Source organism: Nocardia rhizosphaerae, assembly GCF_042650365.1.
Lineage (GTDB): Bacteria > Actinomycetota > Actinomycetes > Mycobacteriales > Mycobacteriaceae > Nocardia > Nocardia rhizosphaerae.
In genome coordinates, this window is sequence record NZ_JBHSBA010000007.1 from 720,264 (window position 1) to 738,135 (window position 17,872).

Below are 17,872 nucleotides of genomic sequence, written 5' to 3' on the forward strand. Positions count from 1 at the left end.
CATGGCTTTTCGGCATTGCGTGCCCATGGCGCAGGCCCCCGGAGCGCAGCCGCCGTACGGCGTGACTGTACACCGATTTCGGTGTCGGATCAGGGGGTTCGTCCGCCGGGCGCGGGACATGATCCGGCATCGGCTCCTCGCACCGCATCGAATAATGTGTCATTCTGTAACAGACACAATGTGGTGACTGGAGGTTCGTGGTGGCACCCCAATTGGACGCGATCGTGGTCGGAGCGGGGTTCGGCGGTCTCGGCGCCGCCATCGAGCTCGACCGGCTCGGGCTGCGTGAGTTCGTCATCCTGGAACGCGAGGACGACCTCGGCGGCACCTGGTATGTGAACCGGTATCCCGGCCTCGCCGTCGACATCGCCTCGGTGACCTACTCGTACTCCTTCGAGCCGAATCCGTACTGGTCGCGGCTGTTCGCCCCGGGTGAAGAACTGAAGAAATACGCCGACCACGTGGCTGACAAGTACGACCTGCGGGGCAGGATGCGATTCGGCACCGTCGTCGAGGGCGCCCACTGGGACGCCGGGAACGAGCAGTGGGTGGTGGCGATCGCGGGCGGCGACACACTCACGGCGCGCTATCTGCTCACCGCGACCGGCTTCCTGTCCCAGCCCTACACCCCGCCGTTCCCCGGCATCGAATCGTTCGCGGGCAAGATCATCCACACCACCGCCTGGGACGACGACTACGACCTCACCGATCGTCGGGCCGCGATCATCGGCACCGGCGCCACCGCGGTGCAGCTGGTGCCCGAGGTGGCGGCGAAGGTGGCCGCGCTGACCGTCTTCCAGCGCACCCCCATCTGGGTGGTGCCCAAGGTCGACGCGCCGATTCCCGGGGTGGTGCAGGGGCTGTTCGCCAAGGTGCCGCTTACCCAGAAGGCGGCCCGGCTGGCCAACACCGCGATGCTCGAAGCGCTGATGGTCCTCGGTGTGCTGCACTACGCGCAGGCCAAACCGCTGAACACCGCCGCGGCCGCGCTGGCCAAGGCACACCTGTTCGCGCAGGTGCGCGACCGGCGCACCAGGGCCGCGCTCACTCCGCACTACGACTTCGGCTGCAAGCGCCCGACCTTCTCCAACACCTACTTCAAGACCTTCAACCAGCCGCACGTGCGACTGGAGACCAACTCGATCGACCACATCGAATCCGACGGTATCGTCACCGCCGACGGCCACAAGACCGAGATCGACACCCTGCTGCTCGCCACCGGATTCAACCTGTGGGACGTGAACTTCCCGGCCATCGAGATCATCGGCCGCGACGGGGTGAATCTCGGGAAGTTCTGGCGCGAGAACCGTTTCCAGGCCTACGAGGGCATCACCGTACCCAAGTTCCCCAACTTCCTCAGCCTCAACAGCCCCTACTCCTACAGCGGGCTGTCGTACTTCACCACCATCGAGGCGCAGATGAAGCACATGGGCAGGCTGTTCACCGAACTGTTCCGGCGCGGGGAGCGCACCTTCGAGGTCACCGAGCGCGCCAACGCCGAGTTCCTGGACCGGGTCACCGACAAGCTCGGCTCCTCGGTCTTCTATGGTGGCGACTGCGCTACCGCGCGCAGCTACTACTTCAACCAGCACGGCGAGGCCGCCCTGCTGCGGCCGACCAGCACCGCCAGCGCGCACCGTGAAGCGGTCTCCTTCCCACTCGACGACTACACCTACGGCCGGACCGCCTGAACGGCGCGCGGGGCTCAGGCGGTGTCCGGTGTGTCGGCGCCGCGGGGAACTGGCAGACTGTCAGACGTACATGCACGTCCACCACTGACTAGGGACTGACTTCGACGATGGATTTCCTGTTTCCGCTGCTGATCCTGGCCCTGCTCGTGCCGATGTTCTTCGGCATCCGCAAACAGAAGCGGGAGGCCGAGAAGGTCGCGACCATGCAGGACAGCCTGGCCGTCGGTGACCAGGTGATCACCACGTCGGGTCTGTACGGCACCGTGGTCGACCTGGACGAGCGCAGCGTCGACCTCGAGATCGCCGAGGACGTCGTCACCACCTGGCTGCGCCAGGCGATCCGCGAGGTCCGCGTCGAGGAGCCGACGGCCGCGGACAGCGCCGTCGAGACCCCGGCCGAGACCACCGTCGAGGAGTCCGCGGAGCAGACCGAGACCCGGCTGACCAAGGACTGATCGCTTCATAGTCTGTGCACCGGTGCCGGCGCGCACCCGGTGCGGGCACCGCTGTGCCCACCCGTTCCGACTCGACTTCCGCCTAGGAGATGACCTGCTGTGCCACCTTCCCAAGGATCGGCGCATCCGTTCCGGCTGCTCGGTGTCTACGCCGCGCTGCTGGCCGTGATCTACGCGCTGGTGTTCTTCACCGGTGACCAATCCCCCACGCCCAAGCTCGGCATCGACCTGCAGGGCGGCACCCGCGTCACCCTGACCGCGCGTACGCCCGACGGCAGCAGGCCGAGCCAGGACAGCCTGAAGAAGGCGCAGGAGATCATCGAGAACCGGGTCAACGGTCTCGGCGTCTCCGGCTCCGAGGTGGTCATCGACGGCGACAACATCGTCATCACGGTGCCCGGCGAGGACAGCCAGCAGGCCCGCGCGCTGGCCACCACCGCCAAGCTCTACATCCGGCCGGTGCTGGCGGCCACCACCCCGCAGGCCGGTGGCGCGGCGCCGCAGGTTCCGCCTGCCGAGGGCCAGACGCCGCAGACCCCGGCCACCGACGCTCCCGGCGAGACCACGGCGCCCGAGACCACGGCGCCCGCCGACGCTCCGGCCGAGGGGGAGCCGGTCACGCCGGCACCGCAGTCGCGGGTGTTCCCCGCGCAGGCACCGCCGACCCCGACCCCGGCGCCGGGCACCGAGACCTTCCAGGAACAGCAGGCCAGGGAGATCGCCGCGGCCAAGGAACTGCGCCAGAGCACCGACGAAGCCGTGCAGCAGGCCGCCATGGCAAGCATGGACTGCACCGAGCCGGACCCGCTGGCAGGCAACGACGACCCGGCCCTGCCACTGGTCACCTGCTCGCAGGACGGTACCGAGGTGTTCCTGCTCGCCCCGAGCCGCATCGACGGCCAGGAGATCGCCGATGCCACCTCCGGCTTGAACTCCCAGCAGGCCCGCCACGAAGTGAACCTGGAGTTCAAGGGCACCGGTGCCGACGCCTGGGCGGATCTCACCGGTGAGTACGTCTACAAGCGGGTCGCCTTCGTGCTCGACTCGCAGGTCGTGAGCGCTCCGCAGGTGCAGCAGGGCCCGCAGCTCGGCGGGCGCACCTCGATCTCGGGCAGCTTCACCGCCGACAGCGCCGCCGAGCTGGCCAACACGCTGAAGTACGGTTCGCTGCCGCTGTCGTTCCAGACCTCCGAGGCCGAAACCGTCTCGGCCACGCTGGGACTGTCCTCGCTCAAGGCCGGCCTGCTCGCCGGCGCGGTCGGCCTGGTCGCGGTGCTGCTGTACTGCCTGTTCGTCTACCGCATGCTCGGGCTGATCGCCGGGTTCTCGCTGCTGGCCGCCGGTGCCGCCGTCTACGGCATCATCGTGCTGCTCGGGCGCTGGATCGGGTTCACCCTCGACCTGGCCGGTATCGCCGGTCTGATCATCGGTATCGGCCTGACCGCCGACTCGTTCGTGGTGTTCTTCGAACGCATCAAGGACGAGATGCGCGAGGGCCGCAGCTTCCGCTCGGCGGTGCCGCGCGGCTGGGCACGGGCCCAGCGCACCAACCTGTCCGGTAAGACTGTCAGCCTGATCGCCTCGGTCGTGCTGTACCTGCTCGCCGCCGGTCAGGTGAAGGGCTTCGCCTTCACCCTCGGCGTCACCACCGTCCTCGACGTGATCGTGCTCTACCTGGTCACCGCACCGCTGATGATGCTCGCCGCGCGTTCGCCGTTCTGGGCGAAACCGTCGGTGAACGGGCTCGGCTCGGTGCAGCAGATCGCCAGGGAACGCGGTGCGGGCCAGGTCCGGCCGAAGGAGATGTCACGATGAGCAACCGTCCCACCGACGCGGCCCCCGACCACGGGTTCTTCGCCCGGCTCTACACCGGCACCGGCGGGTTCCGCATCGTCAGCAGGCGCAGGTTCTTCTACACGCTGTCCGCGGTGATGCTCCTGATCTCGCTGCTCAGCATCGCGGTGCGCGGCTTCACCCTCGGAATCGATTTCGAGGGCGGCTCCCGGATCCAGATCCCGGCCACCGGCGACATCAGCACCCAGCAGGTGGAGGACGTCTACGCCGAGACGCTCGGCCACGGGCCGGTCACCGTGCAAGAGGTCGGTTCCGGTTCCTCGGCCACCATTCAGGTGCGCTCGGAGACCCTCGACGCCGGTGAGACCGAGCGGATTCAGACCGCGCTGTTCGAGGCGTTCCAGCCGAAGGATTCCGACGGCGAGGTGAGTCGCAACGCGATCAGCATCGCCGAGATCAGCGAGACCTGGGGCGGCCAGATCACCCAGAAGGCGCTGATCGCGCTGGTGGTGTTCGTCGTCCTGACGATGATCTACATCGCGATCCGCTTCGAGCGGGACATGTCGATCGCGGCGATCGTGTCGCTGTTCTTCAACATGATCGTCACCGCCGGCATCTATTCGCTGGTCGGGTTCGAGGTGACCCCGGCCGCGGTGATCGGTCTGCTCACGATCCTCGGCTTCGTGCTCTACGACAATGTCGTGGTGTTCGACAAGGTCGAGGAGAACACCCGCGGCGTGCTGCACCTGAACAAACGCACCTACGCCGAACAGGCGAACCTGGCCGCCAACCAGACCCTGATGCGCTCGATCAGCACCACCGTCATCGGCATCCTGCCGATCATCGGCATGCTGGTGATCGCGGTCTGGCTGCTCGGGGTCGGCACCCTCAAAGACCTCGCGCTGGTGCAGCTGGTCGGCATGATCGTCGGTGCCTACTCCTCGATCTTCCTCGCCGTTCCGGTGCTGGTGTCGATCAAGGAGCGCTGGGGCCCGGTGGCCGCGCACACCAAGAAGGTGCTCGCCAAACGCGCGGCGGGCGAGGCGACCCCGCGGGTACCGGTCGGCGCGGGTGCCCCGGCCGCCCGTGGCCCCCGGCCGAGCGAGGCCGCCGCACCGCGGCCGGGCGCGCGGCCGAGCGGGAAGCGGCACAAGCGGAGGAGCTGACGGCGAGGGCAGGGGGTCTCATCATGCGACGTGGCACGATCAGGCTGACGGCCGTGCTGGCCGCGGCCGCCGTCGGCGCCGGCCTGCTGGCCGGCTGCTCGGGCAAGAACCAGGTGCCCTCCATCGGGTACGCCGTCGACGCGACGGTCGCCAGCTACAACGGCGGCAGCACCCTCGGTGCCACCAGCGGTGCCGCTGCCGTGTTCGGACGGGTGCTGACCGGGTTCTTCTATACGGGGCCGGACGGACAGCAGGTGGCCGACACCGATGTCGGCACCGCCAAGGAAGTACCCGGCGAGACGCAGACCGTGCAGTACCGGCTCAACCCGGACGGGGTGTACTCCGACGGGGTGGCCACCTCCTGCGACGATCTGGTGCTGGCCTGGTCGGCGCGCTCGGGCCGGTTCACCCGGCCCGACGGCGGACCACTGTTCGACGCGGCGAGCACCGCGGGCTACGCCGATATCGAGCGGGTCGACTGCCAGCCCGGCTCCAAGGACGCCACCGTGGTGTTCCGGCCGGGCAGGCGCTACCTGCCGTGGAAGACGCTGTTCACCGCCGCCGAACTGATGCCGGCCCACGTGGTGGCTCAGGCCGTCGGCGTGCCCGATGTGGTCGGCGCGCTCCAGGGCGGCGACGGCGCGCTGCATGCCAGGATCGCCGACTTCTGGAACAGCGGCTGGACGATGCGGCCGGGCGAACTCGACCTCACCGAGTTCCCTTCCTCGGGGCCCTACCGGATCGAATCCTTCAGCGCGAGCGATGGATTGGTGTTGGTGGCCAACGAAACGTGGTGGGGGAGCGCACCGGAGACCAGTCGGATCGTGGTGTGGCCGCGCGGCACCGACTACGCCGCGAAGGCGAAGGAGAACGCGCTCGGCGTGGTCGACATCGGCGCCGGGTCGGTCGACGGGCTGACCCTCGACGGATTCGACGAGCGGACGGTGCCGAGTCGTGGCGCCGAGCAGCTGGTGCTCGGCACCGGCGGAGTGTTCGCCCCGGTGGAGGTGCGCCGCGCCTTCGCTCAGTGCGTGCCGCGGCAGGCGCTGTTCGACACGCTGGGCAAGGCGGGCGAGCCGCCGCGGTCGGGGCTGGGTGCCGGGCCGTTGAACGCCCATGTGGTGCAGCAGGATTCGCTGTACTACCCGGCGGTCGCCGGTGCCGCCGACCCGTTCCGCGGCGCCGACATCCCGGCCGCCACCGCCTCGCTGGCGGGAGCTCGTGCCGGAGCGCCCACCATCCGGGTCGGCTATCTGGCGCCGGACGCGCGCCGCGCGGCGACGGTCGCCATGATCGCCGAGTCCTGCCGGGGCGCCGGGATCACCGTGGTCGACGCGGGCGCACCGGATTTCACGCCGACCAGGCTGGCCGAGGGTGCGGTCGACGCGGTGCTCGGCGGCACGGCCTCGGCGCCGGGCCCGGCCGGATCCAGCACCGGGGTGGCCGCGTTCGCCGCGTTGCGGGCCGGTAGCGGACTCGATGTCGGCGGCTTCGCCAACGGCCGCTACGATGCGATAACCGATCAGCTTGCGGGAGAGACGGACTCGACCGTGACGCTGAATCTGCTCACCGAGGCCGAGAATCTGCTGTGGGCGCAGTTGCCGAGCATCCCGTTGTTCGCGACGCCGCGCACCATCGCGTTCGGTGCGGGTATGCAGAACGGGATAGCCGGACCGACGCTGGCGGGCACCGGCTGGAACATGGATCGCTGGGTGTTGCAGCGATGAGTGGTGAAAGGCGCGCGCAGCGCGGCCGTGACGGAGAGGTGTCGATGAGCAAGCACGCGGTGGTCGAGTCCGCCGACCAGGTCGGTGAGCGGTCGGCCAAGGCCGCCGACGCGGTGTCAAGGCTGACCCGCTGGCACGACGACTTCCCCACTCCCGGAGTGCGTTTCGCCGACCTGACCCCTGTCTTCGCCGATCCGGAGGGCTACCGCGCCGTGATCGACTGCTTGGCGGCCGTCGCCCCCGATGTCGATATCGTCGCCGGTGTCGACGCACGGGGCTTCCTGCTCGGGGCCGGAGTGGCGGCAGCCCTCGGTACCGGCGTGCTCGCCATCCGCAAGGGCGGCAAGCTGCCGCCACCGGTGGTCTCGCGGGAGTACCAGCTCGAATATGGTTCGGCGGCACTGGAGATCCCGGCCGACGGGGTCGATCTCGCAGGCAAGCGCATCCTGCTGCTCGACGACGTGCTCGCCACGGGCGGCACCCTCGCCGCCGCGGCAGGGCTGTTCGCCGAGGTCGGCGCCGAGGTGGTCGCCGCGGCCGTGGTCCTCGAACTCGCGTTCCTGCAGGGCCGCGAGCATCAGGGCGACTATCCGCTGACGTCGATCGTCACTCTGTAACGCGCGCCACGCCGGCGAAAAAGGAGTGGCGCGCGCCGGCGCCGGGGTGATATCAATGTCGGGTCTTGCTCCCGGCGATCGGAGTCGTGCGTTGATTTCTTGAGGTAGCGCAACCGGGCGGTCCGCATTCCGCGCACCGCGTTTTCCGTCGCACCTCGAGGGGATCCGCATGGTCTCTCTTTCCTTTTCCGATCTCACCTTTCACTGGCCGGACGGCACCGTCGTGTTCGACGGCCTCGACGCCACCATCGGGCCCGGCCAGATCGGCCTCGTCGGCGGTAACGGCGCGGGCAAATCCACGCTGCTGCGGCTGATCGCCGGGGAACTGCGACCGCTGCGCGGCTCGATCACCGTGCCGGGCCGCCTCGGTTACCTGCGCCAGGACCTCGCGCTGCGGACCGGACAGCGGGTCGAGGCCGTGCTCGGCATCGCCGAGGTGCGTGCCGCGTTGCAGCGCATCGAGGCGGGCACCGGCGAACCCGAGGACTTCGACGCCGTCGGCTCGCAGTGGCAGCTGGAGGAAGAATCGATCGCCCTGCTCGGTAAGCTCGGCCTCGACCACATCGCCGGGTCGGTGGCCGAGCTGGATCGCACCATCGACACCCTCTCCGGTGGCGAAACGGTCTTGCTCGGCCTGGTCGCCGAGCTGCTGCGCGAACCCGACGTGCTGCTGCTCGACGAGCCGACCAACAATCTCGACGCGGTCGCGCGCGCCCGCCTCTACACGGTGATCCGCCAGTTCGCCGGCACCGTCGTGGTGGTGAGTCACGACCGGGAACTCCTCGACCGGGTCGACGGCATCGCCGAGCTACGGGCGGGCGAGATCCGCTCTTTCGGCGGCAACTACGGCGATTACGAGCGGATCATCGACCAGGAACAGGCCGCCGCGCTGGCCGCCGTGCGCGACGCGCGCAGCGATGTGCGCAAGCAGGCGCGCGAATTGGTCGAGGCGCGAACGAAATTGGATCGCAGGCAACGTTTCGCGCAGAAGATGCAGGACAACAAGCGGGTGCCCAAGATCATCGCCGGGTTGCGCAAGAACGCGGCCGAGGTCTCGGCGGGCAAGCTGCGGACCGCGCATATCGACAAGCTCGACAGCGCGCGTGAAACCCTGGACCAGGCCGAGGATCTCGTGCGGGCCGACCGGGAGATCCGGATCGAGCTGCCGGACACCCGGCTGTATCCGGGCCAGGATGTGATCAGCCTGGACCAGGTGCGCCTGGCCAACGGTCCCGTGGTGGAGCTGCGGGTGAACGGGCCGGAACGGATCGCGCTCACCGGGCGCAACGGCGCGGGCAAGTCCACGCTGCTGCGCCGGATCGTGGACGAGGGCCCGAAGGTGCCGTGGCGGTTGCTGCCGCAGCGGCTCGACGTCTTCGACGAGGACCGCAGCGTGTTCGACAATGTCGCCGAGGCCGCACCCCACGCGGACGCGGAGCGGATCCGGGGACAGTTGGCGCGCTTCCTGTTCCGTGGCTCCGACGCCGATATCCCCGCTTCGGCGTTGTCGGGCGGGGAACGGTTGCGGGCCGCGCTGGCGACGCTGTTGCTGGCCGACCCGGCGCCGAAGCTGCTGATGCTCGACGAGCCGACCAACAATCTCGACCTTCCCAGTCTCGGGCATCTCACCCAGGCGTTGGCCGGGTTCGAGGGCGCGCTCATCGTGGTCAGTCACGACCCACGGTTCCTGGCCGAGATCGGGGTGACCCGCACCCTCGAACTCACCCAGGACGGGCTGGTCGAGTAGTCCTGGCCGACCGGATCGCCGAGCTGCGGCCCGGCGATCCGGCGCCGGGGCGAATCAGGCGGGGGCTCTTGACCGGATTTGTTTTGGTTGCATACACTAAAACAACGAACTGAGAGGGAGTGGTGCAGATGGGATACGGGAACTGGGACGACAGCGCGTACCGCGCGGGCAAGACCTACCGGGCCAGGGCGGGCGTCGACGACTTCGGATACACGGCGCGGCTGCGCGAACAGCCCTACGAGACCTGGTCGGCGCATCCGACGCTGGACCCGTTCGGCGTCGGCGTGCGGGAGTGCCGGGACTCGGCCGAGCACGGGAACTCGCTGCCGGTGGCGGTGCTGTTCGATGTCACCGGGTCGATGGGCCGGGTGCCGCGGATCATGCAGGACAAGCTCGGGAAACTGCACGGCCTGCTGAAAAGCAAGGGCTACGCCCAAGACCCACAGATCCTGTTCGGCGCGATCGGTGACGCCGACACCGATCGGGTGCCGCTGCAGGTGGGGCAGTTCGAATCGGACAACCGGATGGACGAGCAGCTGCGCTCGATCCTGCTCGAAGGTGGCGGTGGCGGGCAGAAGTCGGAAAGCTACGAGCTGGCGGCCTATTTCCTGGCCCGGCACACCGCCACCGACGCGTGGGACAAGCGGGGCAAACGCGGCTACCTGTTCGTGATCGGCGACGAGCTGAACAAGCCGCGGCTGGCCGCGCGCCACATCCGATCGGTCATCGGCGACCACGTGCGTCGCGACGTCTCGGTCGAGTCGATCTATCGGGAGCTCGAACAGCGCTGGCACGTCTACTACGTCCTGCCGAATCAGTCGTCGTACTACCGGGATCCGGAGATCGCCGAGCACTGGCGCGGCCTGCTCGGCCAGAACTTCCTGAAGCTCGACGATCCGGCGGCGGTCTGCGAACTGATCGCGCTGACCATCGGGCTGGGGGAGGACCGGGTCGACGTCGACACCGGGCTGGCCGATCTGCGCGATGTCGGGTCGGCCTGCGAGGCCGAGGCGGTCGGCCGTGCCCTCGGCGCCCGGCCCGCCAGGGCGCTGCCGCCCGGTAGCTGAGGAGGGACGCCATGTTCGGTGCCGAGCACATCGTCGTCGTCGACCTCGGCTTCGGCGACGCGGGTAAGGGCGCCACGGTCGACTGGCTGTGCGCACCCGAAGCGGGCCTCGGGGTGACGGCGGTCGTACGGTTCAACGGCGGTGCGCAGGCCGCGCACAATGTCGTCGCCGAGGGCCGCCACCACACCTTCGCCCAGTTCGGCGCAGGTACCTTCCACGAAGTGCCGACGCTGCTGTCGCGGCACATGCTGGTGGAGCCGATCGCGCTGGCGGCCGAATCCGAGCGGCTCGCCGCGCTGGGTGTGCGCGATCCGCTCGGTCTGCTCGCCGTCGACGGCCGGGCTCTGCTCACCACGCCGATCCATATCGCGGCCAACCGTGCCCGCGAGGACGCGAGGGGTGCCTCGCGGCACGGTTCCTGTGGTCGCGGCATCGGCGAGACCGCCTGGTACGCACTGGAACACGATGCGCCGAAGGTCGCCGACTGCCGGACGCCGAACCTGCTGCGCGCCAAGCTGGACCGGCTCGCCGCGCACTACGAGGCCCTGGTCGGGCCGAGCGCGCACGGCTACGAACCGATCGACGCCATGGTGGCGATGTACGCGGATTTCGCGCAGGCGGTCCGCGTCACCGGCGAGGCCGAGCTCGCCCGGTTCGCGGCAGGCGGCAGGCTCGTCTTCGAAGGCGCGCAGGGGGTTCTGCTCGACGAATGGCGTGGCCTGCACCCGCACACCACCTGGTCGACCGTGGAACCACGCAATGCGCGCGCCATGGTCGCGGGAATCGGCGGCACCGCCACCGTGCTCGGCGTCACCCGGACCTACCAGACCCGGCACGGTGCGGGCCCGCTGCCCACCGAGGCGGCACTGGGAAATCCGGAGCCACACAACGGCACCGGCCGCTATCAGGGGGAGTTCCGGCAAGGCCACCTCGACCCGATCCTGTTGCGCTACGCCGTCGACGTGTGCGGCGGGATCGACGGGTTGGTGGTCAATCACCTCGACGTGCCGGGAACGCGGTGTGCCGCAGCGGCCTACGTGACGGAAACGGGATCGGTCACCGAGCTGCCCGCCGGCCGGTGGCGTGATCTCGAACACCAGCAACGGCTCACCGACCTGCTGATGTCGGCGACCCCGGTCCTGGAACCCGTCGTCGGCGACCCGGCGGACTGGCTGGCCGACCGCCTCGGCGCCCCGGTCGTGCTCACCGGGCACGGGCCGGATCGGCGGGACCGCAGGCTCGTCGACCAGCGCTCGTCGAGCACGGGACCGACCGCGGCGTATGCCGCCCGGTCTGCGTGATGCCGTGCCGGTCCGTCGTCCGGGTCGGCGCAATGCCCGACCTCGGCCGGGCGTCGTGCGTGAACCCCCCGCCCGGTGCCTGCGGCCGGAATCGGAGGTTCCCCATTCGATGCGTATGTGCGGCAGGATGGCACGACGTGGAGCAATCCGTCGTATCGATCGATGTCGTGACATTGCGGTGCTGGGAGGGCGACAGCGGCATCCTGATCGGCATCGCCGCCCGCGAGTTCGAACCGTTCACCGGCGAACTCGCCCTGCCCGGTGTGCTGCTCGGCCGCGGCGAACGGCTGGCCGAGGCCGCCAGGCGCGCAGTGCGGACCAAGCTCGGCGTGCCCGCGGCGGCGATCGGTGCGGTCGGTCAGCTGGTCACCTTCGACGAGCCGCACCGAGATCCGCGCGGGCCGACACTGTCCATCGCCATGTGGGCCGTGGTCGGCGAGCACGATGGCCCCGCCGAATGGGTCGGCTTCGACGCGGTGCCCCCGCTGGCGTTCGACCACAACCGCATCGTCGACACCAGCCGCCGCCTGCTCGCGGCCCAGCTCTGGAAGGACAGGACCCTTACTCGCGCACTGACGGGCGCCGAGTTCCCGGCGACCCGCGCGGTCGAACTCAGCACCGCGCTGCACGGCACCCGACCCGACCCGGCCAACCTGAACCGGACCCTCGCCGCCATCCCCGGCCTGCGCCGCACCGGCGAACGCCGCAGGGTGAAGGCCACCGGTCGCCCCGCCGTCGTCTGGTCCTTCGACGAGAACGCGGACGTCTGCGGTCACCGCTCGCCGCCGATCGGCGAGAGCTGAGCCGATCCGCAGGTCGCGGGGCGATTCCTGGTCGCGCCGCGACCGTCTCACGCTTGTGACCGCGGGGAATCGAACACCGGGTCGGTGCGGGGACTAAAGTTGGTGGTCCGGGCGGTTGCAGCACTCGGCCGACAGGGTCCGAATGCAGCGTGAGAGGCGGTGGCATGACTCGACACATCGGCGAGGCGAAGGTTGAGCAGGGTTCCACCGACGCCCCGCGGACCAACGGCACCCCGGCGCCCCCCGAGCCGCCCAAGCAATCTCCCACCGCGGCGGTGCCGAGTTCGGCCTCCCGGCGCGTGCGGGCCCGGTTGGCCCGCCGGATGACCGGTCAGCGCGGGATCGCGGCGGTCAAGCCGGTCCTGGAACCGCTGGCCACCGTGCACCGGGAGCTGTACCCGAAGGCCAATCTCGCGCTGCTGCAGCGTGCCTTCGACGTCGCCGACGAGCGGCACGCCAAACAGTTCCGCAAGTCCGGCGACCCCTACATCACCCACCCGCTTGCGGTCGCCAACATCCTCGCCGAACTCGGCATGGACACCACCACCCTGGTCGCGGCCCTGCTGCACGACACCGTCGAGGACACCGGCTACTCACTGCAGCAGCTCGAGGAGGAGTTCGGGCAGGAGGTCGCGCACCTGGTCGACGGCGTCACCAAGCTCGACAAGGTGAACCTGGGCGCGGCCGCGGAGGCCGAGACCATCCGCAAGATGATCATCGCCATGGCGCGCGATCCACGCGTGCTGGTGATCAAGGTCGCCGACCGCTTGCACAACATGCGCACCATGCGCTTCCTGCCGCCGGAGAAGCAGGCCAAGAAGGCCAAGGAAACACTGGAGGTGATCGCGCCACTGGCGCATCGCCTCGGCATGGCCACCGTGAAGTGGGAGCTCGAGGATCTCGCCTTCGCGATCCTGCACCCCAAGAAGTACGACGAGATCGTGCGCCTGGTCGCCGACCGCGCGCCCTCGCGTGACACCTATCTGGCGAAGGTGCGCGCCGAGATCGTCAACACCCTGGCCGCGTCCAGGATCACCGCCGTCGTCGAAGGCAGGCCCAAGCACTACTGGTCGATCTATCAGAAGATGATCGTCAAGGGTAAGGACTTCGACGACATCCACGACCTGGTCGGCATGCGCATCCTGTGCGACGAGGTCCGCGACTGCTATGCCGCCGTCGGCGTCGTCCACTCGCTGTGGCAGCCGATGGCAGGCCGGTTCAAGGACTACATCGCCCAGCCGCGCTACGGCGTGTACCAGTCGCTGCACACCACCGTGGTCGGCCCCGACGGCAAGCCGCTGGAAGTGCAGATCCGCACCCACGACATGCACCGCACCGCCGAGTTCGGCATCGCCGCGCACTGGCGGTACAAGGAAACCAAGGGCAAGCACTCCGGCGACGCCGCCGAGGTCGACGATATGGCGTGGATGCGTCAGCTGCTCGACTGGCAGCGTGAGGCCGCCGACCCCGCCGAGTTCCTCGAGTCGCTGCGCTTCGACCTGAAATCGCCGGAGATCTTCGTGTTCACGCCCAAGGGTGACGTGATCACGCTGCCGCAGAAGTCCACCCCCGTCGACTTCGCCTACGCCGTGCACACCGAGGTCGGGCACAAGTGCATCGGTGCCAGGGTCAACGGGCGGTTGGTCGCGCTGGAGCGGCAGCTGGAGAACGGCGAGGTCGTCGAGGTGTTCACCTCCAAGGCCCAGAACGCCGGACCGAGCAGGGACTGGCAGAACTTCGTCGTCTCCCCGCGCGCCAAGGCCAAGATTCGCCAATGGTTTGCCAAGGAGCGGCGCGAGGAAGCTCTCGACAGCGGCAAGGAACAGATCTCCAAGGAGGTGCGCCGGGTCGGGCTGCCGCTGCAGCGGCTGATGAGCGTCGACGCGATGACCGCGGTCGCGCACGAGCTGCACTACTCCGACATCTCCGCGCTCTACACCGCCGTCGGCGAGCATCAGGTGTCCGCGCACCACGTGGTGCAGCGGCTGATGGCCCAGCTCGGCGGCATCGGTGATGTCGAGAACGAGCTGGCCGAGCGGTCAACGCCGTCGACGACGCCGAGCAGGCAGCGGGTCACCGGCGATGCCGGTGTGCTCATCCCCGGCGCCTCCGGCACCGTGGCGAAGCTGGCCAAGTGCTGCACGCCGGTGCCCGGCGACGAGATCATGGGTTTCGTCACCCGCGGCGGCGCGGTGAGTGTGCACCGGACCGACTGCACCAACGCGGGCTCGCTGCAATCGCAATCCGAGCGGATCATCGACGTGGAGTGGGCGCCGTCGCCGTCCTCGGTGTTCCTCGTCGCCATCCAGATCGAGGCGCTCGATCGCACCCGCCTGCTCTCCGATGTCACCAAGGTGCTCGCCGACGAGAAGGTCAACATCCTGTCGGCCTCGGTGGCCACCCACGGTGATCGGGTGGCGATCAGCAAATTCACGTTCGAGATGGGCGATCCCAAGCACCTGGGTCACCTGCTCAACGTGGTCCGCAACGTCGAGGGCGTCTACGACGTCTATCGCGTGACCTCCGCGGCCTGACCAGCGCTTCCGGCCAGGGCCACCGCCACAGCGCGAGTGTGCCCTGGCCGCTTCGTGTCCCGCGCCCGATGCCTTCGCCAGAAAGTTGCCGGCCGCCAACGTGTTCGCCAGGGCAGTGAAAGGGCAGGTTGGGGCAGCGGTTGGATAGGCCGGAATCTGTTACGGTTTAGTGCGTTTCAACGCTCCATTGATCAGCCGAAATGGACTCGGAGATGCGGATCGATATGGCTCGGCACTCGACACGGCTCGCGGGGACGATGATGGCGTCCGCCGTGGCTTTCGTGTCGGTGTCGACGGGTGTCGTGCACGCCGAGGCGGACGTCCTCGCCGCGCCGTCCGCACACGCGCCCATCGCCGAGTGTCCCGCACTGTACGCCTTGGGGATTCAGGGCACCGGCGAATCGTCACCCGATGCCGCGCCGAGTACGGATACCGGCATGCTGTCGACCGTCTTCCGGCCGCTGCTCGCGCTCGCCGCCGAGCCGGGTCTGGTCGACCGCGCCTATGTGCCCTACGAGGCCGCATTCGGCGGTGCCGTACCCGGCGGTGTGGTGCCGTACGCGGAATCGGTCGCCGGCGGGCTGGAAAGGCTGCGCGCGATGGCCACCCAGGTGGTGGAGCGGTGCCCGGACTCGCGCATCGCGGTGGTCGGCTACTCGCAGGGGGCGCACGTGGCCTCGCTGTTCGCGCAGGACGTCGGTTCCGGCCGCAGCGCGGTCCCCGCCGACAAGGTCGCAGCGGTGGCGCTGTTCGCCGACCCGATCAGGGGCGCGAACGCTCCGCTGTTCCCCGGCGCGCCCGGCCGCACCGCGCCGCTGGCCGCGCCGGGCACCTCCGGCGACACGCTGGCAGACGTCGCCGCAGTGCGCCAGGCCGCCGCACCCGGCGGTGGCCTCGGCGTCCAGTCGGTCGAACCCGCCGATTTCGGCAGGCTCACCGGTCGGGTCGCGAGCTTCTGCGCGACCGGTGACCTCGCCTGCGACGCACCACAGGGCGCGCCGCTGCTGCGCGCGGTCGCCAATCTGGTGAGTCAGGTGAAACTCTCCGGCGGCGATCCGATCGGGTCGCTGATCTCCATCGCCGACGCCATGGCCTACACCTCCATCAAGACCGCGACCACCGTGGTGAACGAGGACATCGCGGGCAGCACTCTCGCCGATGTCTCCCTCGCCCCTGGCAAGTCGATCGCCGAGCGGGTCGCCGATGCCGCCGACCCGCGGGTCGCTCCGGACGGGAACGCCGCGCTGCGGGCCCTGCTGAAGGTCGGGATGATCGGGCTCAACGCCGTCACCACGGTCGTGAAGACGGTGCTCGGGCCGGACAGCATCACCGAATTGGCCGCCGCGACACTGTCGAATCCGCTGGCCGGGCTCACCCTGCTGAGCACGAGACTGACAGGCGCGATCCCGGAGCTGGTGCCACCGACCACCGGGGTGCGGCTGGTCAACGAGGCGTTCACCGCGGTCACCGAGAGCATCACCGACAACCGGGAACTCCTCGACGTCTCCACCTGGGTGCGCTACTGGAACACCACTCAGCGCCACGACGCCTACTCCCGCATCGGTGTCGGCGCCGACGGCGCGACCCCGACCAGGTACGTCGCCGAGTGGTTCGCCGCCGTCGCTCGCGACGCGGCGGCGATCAGCGCGCCGGGTGCCGAGCCGGTCGGTGGGTCGGACCAGCACGGTGCCGGAATCTTCACTTCGCCGACCGGCGCGTCGGCCACACCCGAACCCTCCGGTGGGGGACAATTTCCGTTCGGGACAGGAGCCGATGGCGCCTCATCCGGCGGCGCGACGACTCCGCCTGCCGCGTTACCCGGAACCACCACCCCAACCACCCGTCCGTTCGCGGTGAACTGAGTAGCGAGAGGTCTGACATGCGAATCCATGTGCCCGGCGTCGCGGAGAGGGGGAAATGTTGAAGTCGTACAACGAACTGTCGCGCTGGTATTCGGCGCTCGAACCGGAGACCGAGGCAGTCGATCCCGCGCGCCAGGCCACCGCCGAACAGGCGGCGGGCGAGGACGAGGGCCTCGACCGATATTCGCAGCGCCCCGCGCGCACCCCGTCCGACGCCACGGCCGCCGAGCTATCCGAGCCGGAACCGGGTTCCGCGACGGGTAGCCAGGACACCGGATTCACGCCGAGCGACGCGCCGCTCTCGATGGACAAGGGCGGCACCGAAGTCGGCGAGCTGACCACCGGCGCCGGATACCCGGTCGAGCCGGAACCCGAACCCGCCCCGGCGCCGCCCGCCGAACTCGCGGCCCGCCGCAGCGAATTCACCGGTGGTTGGTCGGACTGGGTCGTAGAACCGGCGCCCGGCCGCGACGACGGCTACGACGCCGAACTCGTTCAGTTCCCCTGGCCGGAGGCCGTCGACGACGAGTACGACGAGGCCAGGGTGCTCGAACCCTCCGGCGCGCTGCGCCGGCGCCGCAGTGCCCAGCGCGCCTGGATCGTGCTCGCCGTGTCGGTCCTGGTGCTCGTTCTCGCCGCGACCGGCGTCTGCTTCCTGCTCTTCGGCCGCGACACGGCCAAACATGCCGCGCCGCTGCACTTCACCGCAGGCAATGTCGTCGCCGAGCCGCTCGGTGCCTGTCCCACCGAACACGCAGGCACCGTGTTGCGCAGCGCCGAGGCCGGTGGCACCGGCTCCGGTCCCGACGCCGTGCTCGCCTTCCAGCACGCCTACTACGTGACCAGGTCCGGCGAGCTGGCCAGGGCGGTCGTCGCGCCCGATGCCGAGGTCTCGCCCGCCGCCGTGATCCAGCGCGGCATCGATTCCATCCCGATGGGGACGACGCACTGCGTGCGGATCACCACCGTTGCCGAGAACCGGTACACCGTCGAGGTGACCGAGTTCCCGCCCGCGGGGGCACCGGCCACCTACACCAAGCAGACGGTGCAGACCGCGGTGGTCGGCGATCGCACGCTCATCACGGGCATCGCGGCAGGGTAAGGAGCG

General features: G+C 69.5%; 13 protein-coding genes. All 13 read left to right on the forward strand.

Annotation, left to right across the window (positions count from 1 at the left end; translation table 11 throughout):
- Positions 1-200 precede the first annotated feature (200 nt).
- The 13 genes from ACFOW8_RS18095 (at position 201) to ACFOW8_RS18155 (ending at position 17,866) form a co-directional block, all read left to right on the forward strand.
- Positions 201-1,691 carry a flavin-containing monooxygenase gene (locus tag ACFOW8_RS18095; protein ID WP_378551800.1) on the forward strand — a complete coding sequence of 497 codons (1,491 nt, stop codon included), beginning with the start codon at positions 201-203 and terminating at the stop codon, positions 1,689-1,691.
- 107 nt (positions 1,692-1,798) lie between these two features.
- Positions 1,799-2,146 carry a preprotein translocase subunit YajC gene (gene yajC / locus ACFOW8_RS18100; protein ID WP_378551801.1) on the forward strand — a complete coding sequence of 116 codons (348 nt, stop codon included), beginning with the start codon at positions 1,799-1,801 and terminating at the stop codon, positions 2,144-2,146.
- A 99-nt stretch (positions 2,147-2,245) separates the two neighbouring features.
- Entirely contained in the window at positions 2,246-3,961 is a 1,716-nt protein-coding gene (gene secD / locus ACFOW8_RS18105) for a protein translocase subunit SecD (RefSeq protein WP_378551802.1), read from the forward strand.
- Complete coding sequence (secF, locus tag ACFOW8_RS18110; protein ID WP_378551804.1) at positions 3,958-5,106, forward strand: protein translocase subunit SecF; 1,149 nt, start codon at positions 3,958-3,960, stop codon at positions 5,104-5,106. Before secD ends, secF begins: the two co-directional genes overlap by 4 nt.
- Before the next feature lie 23 nt (positions 5,107-5,129).
- Complete coding sequence (locus ACFOW8_RS18115; protein WP_378551807.1) at positions 5,130-6,833, forward strand: ABC transporter substrate-binding protein; 1,704 nt, start codon at positions 5,130-5,132, stop codon at positions 6,831-6,833.
- Positions 6,834-6,877: 44 nt separating this feature from the next.
- Entirely contained in the window at positions 6,878-7,450 is a 573-nt protein-coding gene (locus ACFOW8_RS18120) for an adenine phosphoribosyltransferase (RefSeq protein ID WP_378551808.1), read from the forward strand.
- Between the two features lie 169 nt (positions 7,451-7,619).
- Entirely contained in the window at positions 7,620-9,197 is a 1,578-nt protein-coding gene (locus tag ACFOW8_RS18125; protein WP_378551811.1) for an ABC-F family ATP-binding cassette domain-containing protein, read from the forward strand.
- 128 nt (positions 9,198-9,325) lie between these two features.
- Positions 9,326-10,264, forward strand: coding sequence for a hypothetical protein (locus tag ACFOW8_RS18130; protein WP_378551812.1), 939 nt, complete (start codon positions 9,326-9,328; stop codon positions 10,262-10,264).
- An 11-nt stretch (positions 10,265-10,275) separates the two neighbouring features.
- Positions 10,276-11,565, forward strand: a complete 1,290-nt coding sequence (locus tag ACFOW8_RS18135) for an adenylosuccinate synthetase (protein ID WP_378551813.1) — start codon at positions 10,276-10,278, stop codon at positions 11,563-11,565.
- Positions 11,566-11,702: 137 nt separating this feature from the next.
- Positions 11,703-12,368, forward strand: coding sequence for an NUDIX hydrolase (locus ACFOW8_RS18140; protein WP_378551815.1), 666 nt, complete (start codon positions 11,703-11,705; stop codon positions 12,366-12,368).
- Positions 12,369-12,532: 164 nt separating this feature from the next.
- On the forward strand, positions 12,533-14,902 hold the full coding sequence (locus ACFOW8_RS18145; protein WP_378551817.1) for a RelA/SpoT family protein: 2,370 nt from the start codon (positions 12,533-12,535) through the stop codon (positions 14,900-14,902).
- Between the two features lie 212 nt (positions 14,903-15,114).
- On the forward strand, positions 15,115-16,764 hold the full coding sequence (locus ACFOW8_RS18150; RefSeq protein ID WP_378551818.1) for a cutinase family protein: 1,650 nt from the start codon (positions 15,115-15,117) through the stop codon (positions 16,762-16,764).
- Positions 16,765-16,819: 55 nt separating this feature from the next.
- Positions 16,820-17,866: a hypothetical protein gene (locus ACFOW8_RS18155; protein ID WP_378551820.1), complete on the forward strand. Its 1,047-nt coding sequence runs from the start codon at positions 16,820-16,822 to the stop codon at positions 17,864-17,866.
- The last annotated feature ends 6 nt before the right edge of the window (positions 17,867-17,872 follow it).